This is a genomic window from Lentzea sp. (genome assembly GCF_036380075.1).
Classification (GTDB): domain Bacteria; phylum Actinomycetota; class Actinomycetes; order Mycobacteriales; family Pseudonocardiaceae; genus Lentzea.
Genome location: NZ_DASVFL010000363.1, coordinates 26,890 through 43,654, shown reverse-complemented (window position 1 = coordinate 43,654; position 16,765 = coordinate 26,890). Strand labels below are relative to the sequence as shown.

At 69.4% G+C, this 16,765-nt stretch carries 16 protein-coding genes; 8 read left to right on the top strand and 8 right to left on the bottom strand.

The genetic code is table 11. The annotated features are described in order from the left end of the window. The first annotated feature begins 7 nt into the window (after positions 1-7). Positions 8-886 (top strand): LysR family transcriptional regulator, encoded by an 879-nt coding sequence (locus VF330_RS38470; RefSeq protein ID WP_330856665.1) that lies wholly within the window; start codon positions 8-10, stop codon positions 884-886. A 49-nt stretch (positions 887-935) separates the two neighbouring features. Then, the gene (locus VF330_RS38465) at positions 936-1,673 is read left to right on the top strand and encodes an NYN domain-containing protein (protein ID WP_330856664.1); all 738 of its coding nucleotides are present in this window, start codon (positions 936-938) and stop codon (positions 1,671-1,673) included. 139 nt (positions 1,674-1,812) lie between these two features. On the opposite strand, the gene VF330_RS38460 is transcribed toward VF330_RS38465, so the two are convergent. Continuing rightward, entirely contained in the window at positions 1,813-2,487 is a 675-nt protein-coding gene (locus VF330_RS38460) for a FadR/GntR family transcriptional regulator (protein WP_330856701.1), read from the bottom strand. Positions 2,488-2,677: 190 nt separating this feature from the next. Here VF330_RS38460 and nagA point away from each other — a divergent pair, with 190 nt between their 5' ends. The 3 genes from nagA to VF330_RS38445 all read left to right on the top strand — a co-directional run bounded on the left by nagA (position 2,678) and on the right by VF330_RS38445 (position 5,803). Beyond that, positions 2,678-3,877 (top strand): N-acetylglucosamine-6-phosphate deacetylase, encoded by a 1,200-nt coding sequence (nagA, locus tag VF330_RS38455; protein ID WP_330856663.1) that lies wholly within the window; start codon positions 2,678-2,680, stop codon positions 3,875-3,877. Between the two features lie 253 nt (positions 3,878-4,130). Beyond that, positions 4,131-4,727: a DUF4097 family beta strand repeat-containing protein gene (locus VF330_RS38450; RefSeq protein ID WP_330856662.1), complete on the top strand. Its 597-nt coding sequence runs from the start codon at positions 4,131-4,133 to the stop codon at positions 4,725-4,727. Positions 4,728-4,753: 26 nt separating this feature from the next. Beyond that, positions 4,754-5,803, top strand: coding sequence for a serine hydrolase domain-containing protein (locus VF330_RS38445; RefSeq protein ID WP_330856661.1), 1,050 nt, complete (start codon positions 4,754-4,756; stop codon positions 5,801-5,803). 57 nt (positions 5,804-5,860) lie between these two features. On the opposite strand, the gene VF330_RS38440 is transcribed toward VF330_RS38445, so the two are convergent. From VF330_RS38440 to VF330_RS38420, 5 genes are read right to left on the bottom strand one after another with little or no spacing between them, the layout of a single operon-like run. Further along, positions 5,861-6,904 carry an SIS domain-containing protein gene (locus tag VF330_RS38440; protein ID WP_330856660.1) on the bottom strand — a complete coding sequence of 348 codons (1,044 nt, stop codon included), beginning with the start codon at positions 6,902-6,904 and terminating at the stop codon, positions 5,861-5,863. Further along, a complete protein-coding gene (locus tag VF330_RS38435; RefSeq protein WP_330856659.1) occupies positions 6,901-8,319 on the bottom strand; it encodes a glycoside hydrolase family 3 protein in 1,419 nt (472 codons plus the stop codon). The genes VF330_RS38440 and VF330_RS38435 overlap by 4 nt, the downstream gene beginning before the upstream one ends. Positions 8,320-8,322: 3 nt before the next feature. Then, positions 8,323-9,141 (bottom strand): carbohydrate ABC transporter permease, encoded by an 819-nt coding sequence (locus tag VF330_RS38430; RefSeq protein WP_330856658.1) that lies wholly within the window; start codon positions 9,139-9,141, stop codon positions 8,323-8,325. Next, on the bottom strand, positions 9,141-10,136 hold the full coding sequence (locus VF330_RS38425) for a sugar ABC transporter permease (RefSeq protein ID WP_330856657.1): 996 nt from the start codon (positions 10,134-10,136) through the stop codon (positions 9,141-9,143). The genes VF330_RS38430 and VF330_RS38425 overlap by 1 nt, the downstream gene beginning before the upstream one ends. 10 nt (positions 10,137-10,146) lie before the next feature. After that, the gene (locus VF330_RS38420; RefSeq protein WP_330856656.1) at positions 10,147-11,421 is read right to left on the bottom strand and encodes an extracellular solute-binding protein; all 1,275 of its coding nucleotides are present in this window, start codon (positions 11,419-11,421) and stop codon (positions 10,147-10,149) included. A 220-nt stretch (positions 11,422-11,641) separates the two neighbouring features. On the opposite strand from VF330_RS38420, the gene VF330_RS38415 reads away from it, so the two are divergent. Continuing rightward, a complete protein-coding gene (locus VF330_RS38415) occupies positions 11,642-12,397 on the top strand; it encodes a GntR family transcriptional regulator (protein ID WP_330856655.1) in 756 nt (251 codons plus the stop codon). Beyond that, a complete protein-coding gene (locus VF330_RS38410) occupies positions 12,394-13,851 on the top strand; it encodes an MFS transporter (RefSeq protein WP_330856654.1) in 1,458 nt (485 codons plus the stop codon). The genes VF330_RS38415 and VF330_RS38410 overlap by 4 nt, the downstream gene beginning before the upstream one ends. Here the strand turns inward: VF330_RS38410 and VF330_RS38405 are convergent. Together VF330_RS38405 and VF330_RS38400 are read right to left on the bottom strand one after the other, a co-directional pair. Further along, on the bottom strand, positions 13,828-14,730 hold the full coding sequence (locus tag VF330_RS38405; protein ID WP_330856653.1) for a threonine/serine dehydratase: 903 nt from the start codon (positions 14,728-14,730) through the stop codon (positions 13,828-13,830). The genes VF330_RS38410 and VF330_RS38405 overlap by 24 nt on opposite strands. Then, positions 14,727-15,656, bottom strand: a complete 930-nt coding sequence (locus VF330_RS38400) for a threonine/serine dehydratase (RefSeq protein ID WP_330856652.1) — start codon at positions 15,654-15,656, stop codon at positions 14,727-14,729. The genes VF330_RS38405 and VF330_RS38400 overlap by 4 nt, the downstream gene beginning before the upstream one ends. 64 nt (positions 15,657-15,720) lie before the next feature. Here VF330_RS38400 and VF330_RS38395 point away from each other — a divergent pair, with 64 nt between their 5' ends. Beyond that, positions 15,721-16,215 carry a hypothetical protein gene (locus tag VF330_RS38395; RefSeq protein ID WP_330856651.1) on the top strand — a complete coding sequence of 165 codons (495 nt, stop codon included), beginning with the start codon at positions 15,721-15,723 and terminating at the stop codon, positions 16,213-16,215. Positions 16,216-16,765: the final 550 nt, after the last annotated feature.

The window sequence follows — 16,765 nt, the reverse complement described above, 5'->3', positions numbered from 1 at the left end:
CAGCTTTGTGTTGGACGTGCGCAGGCTCCGGTTGCTCCACGCTCTGTCGGTCCACGGCACGGTCACGGCCGCCGCCGAGGCCCTGCACGTGACCTCGCCCGCGGTGTCCCAGCAGCTGGCCGCCCTGGAGCGCGAGGCCGGAGTCCCGCTGGTCGAACGGGACGGGCGGCGGTTGTCCCTTACGCGTGCCGGACACGTGCTGGCGGCGCACACGCAGCTCGTCCTGGATCAGCTGGCGGCCGCCGAAGCTGACTTGGCTTCTCTGCGAACGTCCGTGTCGGGCGTGGTGCGGATCGGCGCGTTCGTGTCGGTGGCCGCGTTGCTGCCGCGGGTGATCCAGGTGCTGCGGTCGGCACACGGGTCCGATGTGGACTTGTTCGTCCACGAGATGGAGCCGGAGGCTTCGCTGCCGGCGTTGCGGCGCGGGGACGTCGACATCGCCCTGATCCACTCGTACAACATCATGCCGCGCTCGCTGCCGGAGTCGTGCGAGTCGTTCGAACTGTTCGTGGAACCGGTGAACGTCGCACTGCCGTTGTCAGACCCGTTGGTGCAGCAGGATTCTGTGGATCTCTCGGTGCTGGCCGATCGGCCGTGGATCATGCCTCGGACCGATGCCTCTTGCCATGAGCTGACGCAACGGGCTTGCGGGGCGGCCGGGTTCGTTCCTCGGGCGCAAGCTTATTGCGATGATTTCGGGGTGATGTGCGGGTTGGTCGAGGCCGGTCTCGGGGTGGCTTTGGTGCCTTCCGTGGCTCGTCGGCCCGGGGTGGCTTTGCGGCCGTTGAAGCAGCAGGTTTTCCGCACTGTGTCAGCGGTTGTGCGGAACCGGGCCGATGGGCAGCCAGCCGTTCGGGTGGTCTTGGAACAGCTCCGGCAGATGTAGGTGCCTTCACTCGTTTGGGTCCGGTGCAAGTGCGGTCTATCTTCGGCCAATGCGTGTGGGCGTTTACGTGGATGGCTACAACCTGTACTACGGCGGAAGAAAACACTGCGGCCGCGGAACCGCGGGATGGCGTTGGCTCGACGTACGAGCACTGGCCAACTCCTTGCTGGGTGAGCAGTCCGCGAACTGGCCGGGCGCCCACATCGATCGGATCGTCTACTGCACGGCGAGGATCAGTTCAGCCCACAACGCATCCGGTTCGCAGGACCAGGACGTCTACCTGAAGGCGTTGCTCGCCGCTCGAAGTGTGGACCACATCGAATACGGCAACTACATCAGCAAGGTGATCAAGCGTCCCCTGGCCACCGAGAACAATCGCGGCCGTCCCGTGCTGGTCCAGCCCGACTGGCCGATCAAGGTGCAGGCGCAGGGGCAGCCAGTCCCCGGAGCGTTGTTCATGGCATCGGTCGCGACGTTCGAGGAGAAGGGCTCCGACGTCAACGTCGCTTCTCACCTGCTCGTCGACGTGCTGACCGCGGCAGTCGACGCTGTCGTGCTCGTCAGCAACGACAGCGATCTCAAACTGCCCGTCGAGCACGCCTGGCGGAGGGTGCCGGTGGGGGTGGTCAACCCGGGCAGCGGCTACACGGCGGGGGCGTTGTCGATGAACGCCGGTACAGGCGTGGGCTCGGGTCATCACTGGTGGCGCACACTGACAACGACCGACTACCAAGACCACCAGCTGCCCGACCCCGCAGGTCGCTACACGCGGCCGCCCGGTTGGTGATCCACGCATGCATGCGCGGCGACGTGCTAGCATTCAGGCATATCCGCCCGGTCCCTCGTGGGCCGGGTTTCTTTTTGCCCTCATCCGGTTTCTGCCACGTCCGGGCGAGCGTGCATCTCGCGTCGTCAAGCGCGGCGACCTAGGCCAGGTCTGACAACCACTGCTCGACACCGGCCACGTGCACCGTGGACCACGAGCGCGCGAGCTCCGGCTGGTGCGCGGCCAGGGCGTCCACGATGGCGCGGTGTTCAGCGACCGTGCGGTCCACGGCGTTCGACTGGGTGATGCCGCGCCAGATCCTCACCCGCACGGTGGGGCCGGCCAGGGTGTCGAGGAGCTGGGCCAGGTAGGCGTTGCCGGAGGCCTGGGCGATGGCGCGGTGGAACTCCAGGTCGTGCTCGACCAGCTCCTCGACGGACTTGGCGGACTCGGCCGCGTCGCAGAGGGCTCGGAGCTTCACGATCTCGTCGGCGTCCACCCTTTGGGCGGCCATGGCGGCCGCGGCGGGCTCCAGGATGCGGCGGACTTGGAGAACTTCCAAGACCGAGTCCTCGCCGCGGTGCAGGTCGAGCACGAAGGACAACGCGCCCAGGAGGTCGTCGGCGCGCAGTGACGAGACGTACGTGCCGTCGCCCTGGCGGACGTCCAGGACCCGGACGAGCGACAGCGCCTTGACGGCCTCGCGCAGGGAGTTGCGGGACAGACCGAGGCGTTCTGCCAGGTCAGCCTCTCGTGGGAGGCGGTCGCCCGGCTTGAGCTCGCCCGACACGATCATCTCCTTGACGCGCAGGATCGCATCGTCGGTGACTGCCACTGGCACCCTCAACTCGTCGTAGACCTCGGATGTCTGGTGTCCAGTATGCGACAAAGTCGGTCACGTTCGTGCCAACCCGGCATTTCTGGCCATCATTCACCGAATGATCTGTGAGATGGTTATCTGGTAACGACAGGTGACGAGGGGCCTTGTTGTCGCCATAATGGTCTGGACCATTCAAGGAGGGATCTTGGACGCCGTTGTCGCAGCACCGCGCGCTTTGCTCGGTCGCACGATCGTCGGTCCTGCCTCGGTGCGGATCAGGGACGGCCGCATCGTCGAGGTGACCACCGGTGAAGCTCCACCTGGCGCAGAGGTCCTGTCCGACGGACTGCTGACGCCGGGCTTGGTCGACGTCCAGGTGAACGGCGCCGTCGGCGTCGACTTCGCCGAGGTGGACGCCGCCGGGATGCGCGCCGTCGCCGAAGCCCTGCCGTCGACCGGGGTGACCCGGTTCCTGCCCACGTTGATCACCGCACCGGTCGACGTGGTGCTGAGGCAGGCCCGTGCCGTCCTCTCGGCTTCGGCCGCGTTGCCGGACGGGGTCGGGGCCCGGCCGCTCGGAGTGCACCTCGAAGGACCGTTCCTGTCGCCGAAACGGGCCGGAGTGCACGACCCGTCGTTCATGGTCGAGCCTGGGCCCGCCCAGATCTCGGCGCTGCTGGAGGACGACACGCTCCGCCGTGCGCTGCGGATGGTGACGATGGCACCGGAGCAGCCCGGTGGCCTAGAGGCGGTCCGCCGTCTCGTCGAGGCCGGGGTGCTGGTGGCCGTCGGGCACTCCGACGCGACCGGCGAGCAGACCCGTGAGGCCGCCGACGCCGGCGCCCGCATGGTGACGCACCTGTTCAACGCCCAGCGTCCGCTCGGTCACCGGGAACCCGGTGTGCCCGGGGTGGCGCTGGTCGACGAGAGGTTCACGCTCGGCCTGATCGCCGACCTCGCGCACGTCGGGCCGGACGTGTGCAGGCTGGTGTTCAACGCGGCCGGGGCGCGGGTCGCGCTGGTCACGGACGCGGTCGCCGCCGCGGGGATGCCGCCCGGCCGCTACCACCTCGGTGGTGCGGACGTGCTGCTCACCGAGGATGGTGTGCCGCGGTCGCCGGAAGGCACGATCGCGGGGTCGGCTCTGACCCTCGACCGCGCCGTGCGGAACATCGTCTCGGTCGGGGTGCCCGTCGCGGACGCTCTGGCCGCGGCGACGATCGTGCCGGCCGAGGTGATCGGGGAGTCCGGTCTCGGCCGGCTCGCACCGGGTGCCGTCGCAGACCTCGTCTGGTGGGACGACGAGCTGCGGCCGAAGAAGGTCTGGGTCGACGGCCGGGTGGTGTTCGACGCCGAGGTGCCCGTGGCGCCGGTCGCCGCCGGGTACGCGACCGCGGGCCAGTAGGGACGAACGAACCGAAGGGCGTCTTCCCCCGTCGCACGGGGAAGGCGCCCTTCGGCATGTCCGTAGCGTTCAAAATCAGTTCATTGCAATGAACGCGAGGATGATCGTTGCGTTGAAAATAGAGCTGATTGCAACAATAAGTACGTCTTGAACTGCAAAGATGCATCCTGTGAGCAATGGACATGGTTGCTGTCATCTGCGAACGCAACGTAGCGTTTGCGATGTCAGAAACAACGAGCCGCAGGAGCCCGAGATGCAGAACTTCGCCACCCCCGCCCCGATCGCCACCGTCCTCGACGTCCCCGCCGGGCGCGTCCAGCTCATCGCCGCCGACCGCGACGACACCGCCGTCGACGTCCGCCCCGCCGACGCCGCCAAGAGGCGCGACGTCGAGGCCGCCGAGAAGACCCGCGTCGAGTTCGCCGACGGCGTCCTGCGGATCACCGGGGACGCCGGCAGGTCGCTCGGCCCGTCCGGGGCCGTCGAGATCACCGTCCAGCTGCCCGCGGGTTCCCGCGTGGAGGCCAAGGCCGCCGCCGTCGAGCTCCGCGGTGTCGGCCGGCTCGGCGACGTCGCCTTCGAGGCCGCGCAGAGCGACGTCAAGATCGACGAGGTCGCCGGGCTGAAGGTCAGCACCCAGGCCGGTGACGTCACCGTCGGCCGCCTCACCGGCTCCGCCGAGATCAGCACGCAGAAGGGCGACATCACCGTCGCCACCGCGCTGTCCGCCTCCCTCGACGCCGGCACCACCTACGGCCGGGTCCACAACTCCCTCAAGAACGACGGCACGACCGCACTGCACATCCACGCCACGACCGCCTACGGCGACATCACCGCCCGCGGCCTCTGACCAACCAACCAGAAGGGATCACGAACATGACCGAGCAGCTGCAGTCGATCGCCCAGGGGATCGTCGACGCCGGGGTCACCGGTGTGGAGATCCGCGTCCGCGACGAACGGGGTGACCAGGTCTTCCTGGCCGGCCTGAGCGAGCGCGAAGGAAGCGCGGAACCACCGCCGAACGGGCACGTCCGCGTCGGCAGCAACACCAAGACGTTCGTCGCGGTCGTGGTCCTCGAGCTCGTCGCGGAGGGCAGGATCTCCCTGGACGACCCGGTGGCGCGCCACCTGCCCGAGTACGGGTTCGACGGCCGGATCACGGTGCGGATGCTGTTGCAGCACACCAGCGGCCTGTTCAACCACACCGGCGAGTACTACGAGGACGGCACCGTCGCGCCGGGCATCCCCTGGCAGGGCAAGGCGTGGGTGGACAGCCGGTTCGACTTCCGCCGGCCGGAGGACCTCGTCCGGTTCGCGCTGGGCAAGCCAGCGCGGTTCGAGCCGGGCACGGATTGGAGCTACTCCAACACCAACTACGTCGTGGCCCGGCTGCTGGTCGAGGCCGTCACGGGCCGATCCCTCGCCGAGGAGGTGGACCGGCTGGTCGTCGGACCGCTCGGACTGACCGGCACCTCGGTACCGGCCGGGCCGGAGATCGACGAGCCGCACGCCCACGCGTACTACCGCTACGACGACGCCGGCGAGGAGAGGACGGTCGACGTCACCCGACTCGACCCGTCGTGGATCTCCAGCGGCGGGGACATGATCTCGACGACCCGGGACCTGAGCACGTTCATCACCGCGCTGGTCCGCGGTGAGCTCCTGCCGGCGCCGTTGCTGGTGGAGATGCTCGACGTGCACCCGAAGGTCGGCTACGGCCTGGGCGTGTTCGTGCAGGACTCGGGCAGCGGCAAGCTGGTCACGCACAACGGTGGCGCCTTCGGCCACGCCGCGCTGATGTACACCACGGCCGACGGCGGCAAGACGCTGACCGCCGCGCTGAACTACGTCGACGACGCGGACCTGTCGCTGGCCGCGGTGTACCAGGAGGCGGTGCAGAAGCTCATCGCCGCGGTGTTCGGCTGAGCACGGACGAAGGGCCCGCCCGGAGGTGTTCCGGGCGGGCCCTTTCGCGTTGAGGACCTACAGGGTGCGGGTGACCTTGTTCAGGCCCCGCGGGCTGTCCGGGTCGCCGCCGCGGGCCAGTGCCAGGCCGTACGCGAGGCGTTGCACCGGAAGGATCTCCAGCACCGGCGCCACCTCCTCGGCCGTCTCCGGGATCGTGACGGCCAGGGTCGCCCCGACCTTCTCCGACGCCGAGCCGACCGCCACGACGTCCGCGCCGCGCTGGTGCACCACGTCGAGAGCGTCGCGCAGCGAGTCGCCGCCCTTGCCCAGGGACGTGATCGCCAGGACGGCCGTCTCGCCGTCGACGGCCGCGACCGGGCCGTGCAGCAGGTCCGCGCCGCTGTACGCGCGGGCCGCCAGGTAGGAGGTCTCCGCCAGCTTCAGGGACGCTTCCAGGGCCGTGGCGTAGGAGTAGCCGCGGCCGGTGGTGAGGACGCGGTCCACGAACCGGTAGCGGCGCACGGCCTCCTCCACCGTCGGGGCCGACGCGTCCAGGGTCACCTGGGCCAGCTCGCCCAGGGACGCGGCCGCCTCGCCGTTGCCGCCGCGGACGGCGTCGATCAGCAGGTACAGCGCCAGCAGCGTGGCCGAGTAGGTCTTGGTGGCGGCCACCGCGTGCTCCACGCCCGCCGAGACGTCCACCGAGAGCTCGGCGGCCGCGTTCAGGGGGGAGCCGGCGGTGTTGGTGACGGCCACGGTCAGGGCGCCGCGCCTGCGGTAGGAGGCGGTGACCTCCAGCAGGTCGGGCGAGCCGCCGGACTGCGAGACCGTCACCAGCAGGACGTCGCGCAGGTCGGGCTCGGCGCCGTACAACGTGGTGGTCGAGGCCGAGACCAGGCCCGCGGGGAGCTCCAGCAGGACCTCGGTCAGGTACTTCGCGTAGATGGCGGCGTGGTCGCTGGAGCCGCGGGCCGCGAAGAGCACGAAGCGCGGGGCGCGTTCGCGGATCACCGCGGCCACCTCGGCGATGGCCGCGCGCGAGGCGTACAGGGACGAGAAGATCTCCGGCTGTGCGGCGATCTCCGCCGCCATGTGCCTGCCTGGCTGGGGCGTGGTCATGTCGTGCCTTTCAGGATCAGCTCGGCCGCGGCTCGGAGGCTCACCCGAGAACCGCCGTGGGTGTCGATGCGGGCGACGCTGCCCAGGTCCGGGCCCGGCACGCCGGTCTCGACGTGCACCACCTCGAACCCCAGATTAGTTAAGTTTGTTACCAGTTGTCGAGCGGCCTGGTGGCGGTGCGCGTCGCGGGTCACCACGACAATCGTGCGGCCGCCGGCGGTCTTCGCAACTTCGTCGGCCGTGATGTCACGTGCCGCGATCACCTCGGTGCCGGGGAGCACCTCGGCCAGGTAGGGGCCCAGGCCCCACGGGACGTCGCCCACCGCGATGGACGGGTCGACGACGAGGTCGACCACCACCGGGTCGCTCCCGACACTAACCCGGCCGCGCACTTCAACAGCGCGTCGAGCGGCCGTGAGACCGATCTCAGCGTCGTGGGCGTCCACGGTCGACGGGGGCAGGCCCAGTGCGAGCGAGCGGGTGGCCGCCTGGGTGAGGCGTTCCTCGGACAGCTCGCCGGACTTCACCGCGGCGACGATCGAGTCGATCAGCCACTGCAGGTCGTCGTCGCCCAGGGCGATGCCACCCAGGCACAACGCGTCCACGCCCGCCGCCAGCGCGCGGACGGCGCCGTGGGCCAGGTCGCCGCCGACCGCCTTCATGTCCAGGCCGTCGGTGATCACCGCGCCGGTGAAGCCCAGTTCGGTGCGCAGCAGGCCGATGGCGTGCTCGTTCAACGTCACCGGCTGCGGACCCCACTCGGGGACCACGAGGTGGCCGGTCATGATCGAGCGGACGCCTGCCTGCACGGCCGCGCGGAACGGCACGAGCTCGACGGCGCGGAGCTGTTCCTCGGTGCGGGGGAGCACCGGGAGCTGCTCGTGGGAGTCCTCTGTGGACGCACCGTGGCCGGGGAAGTGTTTGGCGCACGCGGCGACGCCCACCGCCTGCAGACCCTCGACCCACGCGGCGACGTGCCGCGCGGCCCTGACCGGGTCGGAGCCGAACGCGCGGACGCCGATGATCGGGTCGTCCAGCGTCAGCACGAGGTCGGCGGACGGCGCCAGGTTGAGCGAGACCCCGCACTTGGCCAGCCGCGAGCCGATGGACGCGGCGACCGAGCGGGTCAGGTCGAGGTCGTCCACCGCGCCCAGGGCGTGGTTGCCCGGCACCTCGGAGCCGCGGCCCGCGTCGAGACGCGTGACGTCGCCGCCCTCCTCGTCGATGCCGATCACCACGTCCGGGCGCGCCGAACGCAGTTCGCGCGACAGCGCGGTCACCTGGGCGTCGTCGACGACGTTGCGCCCGAAGAGCACAACGCCGCCGAGGCCGTCAGCGACGCGCCGCAGCAACCAGTCGGGGGCGGTCGTTCCGTGGAAACCGGGAAGCAGAACGGCTGCGGCCAACTGATCCACGCGTCATCCCTTCACTGCACCGGCGGTGACACCGGCGACCATCTTGCGCTGCACGATCAGGAAGAACACCAGTGCCGGCACGGTGAACAGGACCGACGCCGCCATCGCGCCGCCCCAGTCGGTGCCGAACGCGGTCTGGAACCCGGACAGCCACACGGGCAGCGTCTCGCTGTCCTGGCTGCGGATCAGCACCTTGGCGAACAGGAACTCGTTCCACGCCGTGATGAACGCGAACACCGACGTCGCCACGAGACCGGGACCCAGCAGCGGCAGGGTGACCTTCTGGAAGGCGCCCCACCGCCCGCAGCCGTCGACCATCGCGGCCTCCTCGAGCTCGAGGGGGATGCCGTTGACGAACCCGCGCAACGTCCACGCGCAGAACGGCAGCGTCACCGCGAAGTACACGAGGACCAGCGACGACAGGTGTTCGTACAGCTGGAGGTCGCGCATCATCAGGAACATCGGGATGAGCAACGCCTCGAACGGCGCCATCTGCGCCACCAGCATCAGCAGCACGAAGCCCTTGCGCCCGCGGAACCGGAAGCGCGACATGGCCACCGCGGCGGTGATGCCGACGATGATCGCGGCGAGCACCGCCGTCAGCGTCACGAGCAGGCTGTTGCCCAGCGACGACAGGAAGCCCGGCTTCGTCCACGCCGTGGCGAAGTTCGAGAGCGTCACCGAGAACGGGATCAGGTCGTAGTCCGACGTGATCGTCGTGCCCTTGGGCTTGAGCGCCGACGTGATCATCCAGTACGTCGGGAAGAGGAAGAACAGCGCCAGTGCGAGACCGACGACGTTGGCCGCGGACTTCTTGAGCATCAGATCTTCCCCTCCTCGGTCTGCAGGAGCTTGCGCAGGTACTGGAACGTGATCAGGCCGAGGATCACCATCATCAGCACGGAGATCGCGGCCGCGACGCCGAAGTGGCTCTTCGCGATGCCCTCCAGGTACTGCAGCACCGGCAGGGTCGTGCTCTCACCGCTGGGACCGCCCTCGCGGAACACCCAGATCTGGGCGAAGACCTTGAAGTCCCACAGCGTCGACAGGAACGTCACCATCATCAGCAGCGACTTGATCTCCGGCCACGTGACGGCGCGGAACGTCTGCCAGCCCGTCGCACCGTCGATGCCCGCCGCCTCGTAGAGGTCGCGGGGGATGCCGACGAGGCCTGCGTAGAGCGAGAAGGCGAGGAAGGGGATCGCCTGCCACACGATCAGCACGCCGACGACGGACAGCGTCGAGGTGCCGGAGGAGAACCACGAGTAGCCGGCGAAGGAGTCGAAACCCAGCTGCACCAGCGTCTTGTTCAAGATGCCGTAGTTCTGGTCGAACATCCACTGGTACACCGTGGTGGACGCCAGGATCGGCATCGCCCACGCGCACAGCATCGCGATCTGCAACGCGATCCGCACCCACGGGGTGAGCACGCGCATCAGCAGTGCGATCCCGAGACCCATGCCCACCGAGGCGCCGACGACGGCGACGGTGAACACGACGGTCCGCAGCGAGACGGTCCAGAACCGCTCGTCCTGGAGCACGGTCGCGTAGTTGTCGAAGCCGGTCCACACGACCTCACCGCGCACCAGCTCGCCGAGGTTCAGCTGGCGGAAGCTCGTCACGAAGACGGAGACGACCGGCCAGCCGATCAGCCAGAGGATCGCGATGAGGGCGGGTGCCAGCAGCAGGTAGGGCAGCAACCTGTCGAAGGTGCTGCCCCGGCGGCGCTTCGGTGCGCCACCCTTCACGGCAGGCGGCAGCGCCGGGGGGAGGTTCCCCGCCGGCGCTGCCGCTTCGGTCGTCTTGACGGCCGTCATATCGGCGTGGCTAGGCCATCGCCTTGGTGACGGCGTCGCTCGCGTCCTTCGTCGCCTGGTCCAGCGTCTTCGCGCCGGTCAGGTACGCGGTGAGCGCGTCCTTCAGCGGGTTCTGGCCCGCCTCGACGGCCGCCCACTTCGGCGTCACCGGGGTGACCTTGCCGTTGGGGGACGAGTCCGCCATGGCCTTGCCGATCGCGTTGCTGGCGAGCTTCGCGGTGTCCTTCGAGGTACCGGGGACGGCACCACCCTCGGCGAGCTGGTCCTGGTACTTCTTGGACGACAGCAGCGCCAGGTACTTCTTGGCGGCGTCCGCGTTCTTGCTGGAGGCCGGGATCGCGAGGTTCGAGCCACCGAGGAAGACAGGCGCGGCGGAGCCGGCCTTCTTCGACGGGATCGGGAACGCCGAGGTCTTGTCCTTCAGCTCCGGCTTGGCCTTGACGGCACCGGCGAGCTCCCACGGGAGACCGACCATCATGCCGACGTTGCCCGTGCCGAAGACCTCCATCTGCTGGGGCTTCGCCTCGTCGATGTCAGCCGGGACCTTCTTGGCGGCCGACGCGTCGTAGAGCGCCTTGTAGGCCTCGAAGCCCGCCTTCGCCTGCGGGGTGTCGAGCGTGCCGGTCCACTTGCCGCCGTCCTGCTTGGCGATGTCGCCGCCCTCGTCCCAGATCAGCGAGAGCAGGAAGTACCAGGACTGACCAGGCAGGTACAGGGCCTGGAAGTCCGGGTTGGACGCGTTGGCGGCCTTGAGCTTGTTGATCGCGTCGAGCCACTCGGCGCGCGAGGTCGGCGGCTGCGCGACACCCGCTGCCTGGAGCAGGTCGGTGCGGTAGATGACCGTGCGGTTCGCCGCGTAGAACGGCACACCGTACTGCTTGCCGTTGAGCGTCAGCGAGTCCTTGAGGCCGCCGAGCCACTCACCGCCGTTGAACTGCCCGTTGTCCGCCGTGAGGTCGGCCAGGGTGCCCTGGTCCGCGAAGCTCGCGGTCTGGGTGTTGCCGAGCTCGATCACGTCCGGGGGCGTGCTGCTGGCCAGTGCCGTGGTCAGCTTCTCCTGGATGCCGGTCCACTTCTGGACCTCGTACTTGACCTTGATGCCGTTCGCGCTCTCGAACTCCTTGTTCAAGGCGTCGGTCAGGGTCGTCGGCGCGGAGCCGTCCATGAGCCACACGGTGATCTCTTTGGTCTCCGTGCTGCTACCGCTGTTCGTGCTCGTGCCACATCCGGACACGGCCACTGCCAGTGCGGCGGCACCAGCAGCGAGTCCTTTCCAGCCCTTCACAGTCGCGCCCTTTCACCAAGCCCGGCCCTCGCCGGAACGTCCAAGTGGTGTAGACCAATGCGGAACAGCGTGTGCTGCGTCACCGGTCCTGTCAAGCGCGTTGCCAAAGCGTTGCGGAGTCCTCGGACCTTTATTGTGTCGATTGGCGGGGGTTCGCACGCGCGAACCGGCGTGGACAAGGCATCCTTGTGTGGCGTGACTTGGAGTGCGAGGAGGGGCCATGCTGGAGACGACGCCTGCGACGGGCGTGGACGCCAGGACGCGTGCGCAACGCGAACCCAAGTACTGGGGTCTCAAGCGGCACCTGCTCGACCTGCTCAGGGCGCTGCCACCGGGGTCGCCGATCCCCACGGAACGGTCGCTCGCGGCGGAGTTCGACGTCTCCAGGACGACCGTTCGCCAGGCGCTTGCCGAGCTGACGGTGGAAGGCCGCCTGCTCCGTGTGCAGGGAAAGGGCACCTTCGCGGCCGAACCCAAGGTCGCCCAGAGGTTGCAGCTGTCTTCGTACACAGAGGACATGCGCGCCCAGGGCCGCGTGCCGTCGTCCAAGCTCATCGAGGCCTCGGAGATGCCGGCTGAGGCGGAGCTCGCCCGCTACCTCGGCGTGCGTCCCGGCGCCAAGGTGCTGCGACTGCACCGCCTGCGCCTGGCCGACAACGAGCCGATGGCGATCGAGACGACCCACCTCGCGCTCGGCCGGTTCCGCGGCCTGCGCCGGTACCTGGCGCCCGGAGCGTCGCTGTACCAGGTGCTGTCCGAGCGGTTCGGCGTCGAGATGGGCCACGCGGAGGAGACGATCGAGACCGCGCTCGCCTCGCCGGAGGAGGCGGAGCTGCTCGGTGCCGACATCGGCCTGCCGATGCTGCTGCTGTCGCGGCATTCGTTCGACACCGAGGGCAACCCGATCGAGTGGGTGCGCTCGGTGTACCGAGGTGACCGCTACAAGTTCGTCGCCACGCTGAACCGGCCGCTTTGATCGCCTGGGGCACACCGCGCGCCCGCGCGGTGCTGGCCACGACGATCCTCGGCTCGGGCATGGCGATGCTCGACGGCACGATCGTCAACGTCGCGCTGCCCCGGATCGGGGCGGAGTTCAGCGCGTCGGTCACCGACCTGCAGTGGATCCTCAACGGGTACCTGCTCGCGCTGGCCTCGCTGATCCTGATCGCGGGGTCGCTCGGCGACCGGTTCGGGCGCCGCCGGGTCTACGTGGCCGGCGTGATCTGGTTCGGCCTGGCCTCGCTGCTGTGCGGTGCCGCGTGGAACGTCCCGGTGCTGGTGGCCGCCCGTGTGCTGCAAGGCGTCGGTGCGGCGCTGCTGACACCGGGTGCGCTGGCGATCCTCCAGTCGTCGTTCAACCGGGAGGACCGGTCCCGCGCGATCGGCGCCTGGTCCGGGTTGTCCGGTGTGGCGACGGCGATCGGGCCGCTGGTCGGCGGGCTGCTCGTGCAGGCCTGGTCGTGGCGGCTCGCGTTCCTGGTGAACCTGCCGGTCGCGGCCGCGTGCGTGTTCCTGGCGCTGCGGTTCGTGCCGGAGTCGAAGGACGACGAGGCCGGGCACCCGAACTACCTGTCCGCGCTGGTGGGAGCGTTGGGGCTCGCGCTGCTGACGGGTGGGCTGGTCGAGCAGTCGTCCGTGTTCGCGGTCGCGGGCGTGGTCGCGATGATCGCGTTCGGGCTGGTGCAGCGGCGGTCCGCCGAACCGCTCGTCCCGCCGCGGCTCTTCGCGAACCGGACTTTCCTGCTCGCCAACGTCCTGACGTTCCTGGTGTACGCGGCACTGGGCGGCGTGATGGTGCTGCTGGTGTTGCAGCTCCAGATCTCGCTCGGGTACTCGCCGACGGCGTCCGGCCTGGCCAGCGTGCCGCTGACGATCGTGATGCTGCTGGCGTCCTCGACGTCGGGCCGCCTCGCGCAGCGCTACGGCCCGCGGGTGCAGCTGGTCGCCGGGCCGATCTTCATCGGGTTGGGGATGTTGTTGCTGCGCAACACCGTTCCCGGCAGCTCGTACCTCACCGGCGTGCTGCCCGGCGTCCTGGTGTTCGCCGTCGGCCTGGCCGCCGTGGTCGCCCCGGTGACCGCGACCGTGCTGGCGTCGGCGCCCGACCACCACGCCGGGGTCGCGTCCGGCGTGAACAACGCCGTGGCCCGCACCGGAAGCCTGCTGGCCACGGCCGTGCTGCCCGCCGCGGTGGGCCTGGTCGGCGACGACTACGCGAACCCGTCGGTCATGACCGCGGGCTGGCAGATGGCCCTCGTGCTGTGCGCGGTCGCGGCGATCGTCGGCGGCCTGCTGGCGTTCGGCGTGGACAACCGCGTGCTGGCCGCCGCGCCCGAGCAGGACGAGGCGCCGCACCCCGGCGAGTGCCTGCACTGCGGCGTCGAGGGGCCTCCGACGCACATCAGGTCAGGCGAGAAGGCGCGCCAGTAGGGCGGGGTCGACGTTGCCGCCGCTGACGACGGCGACGCCGGTCCCGAGCTTGGCCTGCGCCGCCACCGCGACGGCCCCGCTCGGCTCGGCGACCAGCCGCGCCCGGCGGGCGAGCGCGCCCACGGCCTCGAAGATCTCGTCCTCCGACACCGTGACGACGTCGTCCACGTACTTCGCGATGTGCGCCCAGGTGAGCGCCGACGGCTCGTCCCTCAGCGCGTCAGCGGCCGTCTCGGCGCGCCGCAACGGGTCCCAGCGCACCAGTTCGCCCGTTTCGAGCGATTCCGCGATGTCCGCGGCCAGTGCGGGTTCCGCGCCGATTACTCGGACGTCCGGGCGCAGCGACTTGACCGCCGTGGCGACGCCGGAGATCAGGCCGCCGCCCGACATCGGCACCACGATGGTGTCGACGTCCGGCAGGTCCTCCACGATCTCCAGGCCGATCGTGCCCTGACCGGCGATGACGTCCGGGTGGTCGAACGGCGGGATCAGCACCGCGTCCCGTTCGGCGACCAGCGCTTCCGCCCGTTCGACGCGTTCGGTGATGCCGACGATGAAGACCTCGGCTCCCAGTGCCCTCGTGGCCTCGATCTTCACCGCCGGGGTGTTGTCCGGCATCACGATCGCGGCGGGAACGCCGTGCAGCCGGGCCGCGTACGCCACGGCTTGGGCGTGGTTGCCGCTCGAGTACGCGACCACGCCGTTCGCGCTGTTCGTCAGCCGCGCCAACGCGTTCAGCGCACCGCGCAGCTTGAAAGCGCCGACCGGCTGGAGGTTCTCGGGCTTGATCCATCCAGGACCGAACGGCAGCAGCGGTGTGCGCACCACGTGGGGTGCGATCACCGCCGCCGCCGAGCGGACTTCTGACAACGTGATCATCCGAGGATCGACGCGAGCAGTGCCGGCTCGATGTTGCCGCCGGACACCACCGCGACGGTCGGTCCGCCCATCAGATCGCGGTTCAGGTAGGCGGCGACGGGGACGGCGCCGCTCGGTTCGGCGACGACGCGCGTGCGGCGGGCGATCTGCTTCACCGCGTCGCGGATCTCGTCCTCGGAGACGGTGACGAAGTCGTCGACGTACTCGCGGATGTGCGCCCACGTCAGGTCCGAGGGCTCGGCGCGCAGGCCGTCGGCGGACGTGCGGGCGCGGTCGTGGGCGTCCCAGCGCACCAGCTCACCGGCGGCGAACGACGCGGTGGCGTCACCCGCCAGCTCCGGTTCGACGCCGACGACGCGGACGTTGGGGCGCAACGCCTTGATGGCCGTCGCGACGCCCGAGATCAGGCCGCCGCCGCTCACCGGCACCAGAACCGTTGCCACGTCGGGGAAGTCCTCGACGATCTCCAGGCCGACGGTGCCCTGGCCGGCGATGACGTCCGGGTGGTCGAACGGCGGGATGAGCGTGGCACCGCGCTCCTCCACCAGCTCCGCGGCGCGCGACTCCCGTTCGGTGATGCCGACGACGAACACCTCGGCGCCGTGCGCGCGCGTCGCGTCGATCTTCAGCTGCGGCGTGTTCTCCGGCACGACGATCGCCGCGGGGATGCCGAGCGTCTTGGCGGCGAAGGCGACCGCTTGCGCGTGGTTACCACTCGAGTACGCCACGACACCGCGGGAGCGGTCCTCGGAAGGTATGCGCTGCAACGCGTTCACGGCACCGCGCTGCTTGAAGGCGCCGATCGGCTGGAGGTTCTCCGCCTTGATCGTCAGGCCGGAGTCGAACGTCAGCAGCGGTGTGCGGACGACATGCGGGGCGATCGCGGCGGCAGCCGCTTGGACGTCTTCGAGAGTCACCAGGCGCATGTCGTCGATGATGCACGTCACCAGGCCACAACCCGTGAACTGTGCCCAACGTCCTACGTGTGTCATGGCTGAGAAGGAGAAGATCACCCCCGTCAAGCTCGTCGCGAGTGTGCTCGCCGCCGTCACCGCGGCCGTGCTGAGCCTTCGCCTCAACCTCGTCGGCACCATCGTCGGTGCCATCCTCGCGAGTGTGGTGACCACGGTCGGCGCCGTGTTCTACCAACGGTCGATGGAACGTGAAAAGCGTTGGCAGATAATCGCTGTGGGCGCTCTGCTCGTCTTCGTGGTGACCGTCCTCGCCGCGACGAGCGTCCGGCTCGTGAGCGGCGAACCGGTCACCGCCGACCCCGGCGGACCCACCACGAGCACCCACACCGAGACCGAGACGCGCACCGAGACGACCAAGATCGAGACCCGTACCGTCACGGTCCCGCCGAGCACGTCCGGTCAGTCGCCCGCCGAGAGCACCACGACGACCGCGCCGCCCTCTTCGACGACGACTTCCGAACAGCCGAGCGGCAGTCCGGCGCCTTCGTCTACTTCCGATCCCATTCGGTGATCACTTCACTACGTTGAGCGACAGTTAACTGTCAATTGCTACGCAACGGAGTTGATCTGTCGTGAGCTGTGACACACTTCGTCCACGAACGGGTCCGGGCGTCATAGCCGGAAGTTCGGAAACGTCACTCGAACGGGCGAAGTTTTAGGCCCCAAAAGAGACAGAGGGAGGGCGCGATGAGGCTCGTGGAAGCACCACTTGAGCGCGGCGCCCTCGGATCGGCACCACCGAGGACGGGATTGGGAGGGGTGGGGCGACCCCTGCCGCCGCCCCACCACCCGTCCCCCTAGAGCCCCCGAGAGAAGGTCCCTGCAACCGATCTCTCGGGTTCCCCTGCACCCGAAAGTGAGGGAGACGTCTTGATGAACCGCACGAGTGCGGCCCGTGTAACCGGTGCCGTGTTGCTCGCCACCGGAGTCGTGACTGCTCTCAGCGTACCGGCGTTTGGCGCGCCTGCCGCACCAGTCGCCCCAACCGGTTCCGACACGGAGAGCTACCCGGCCGAATTGCTCCAAGCGATGCAACGCGATTTGGGCCTGAACGCTGACCA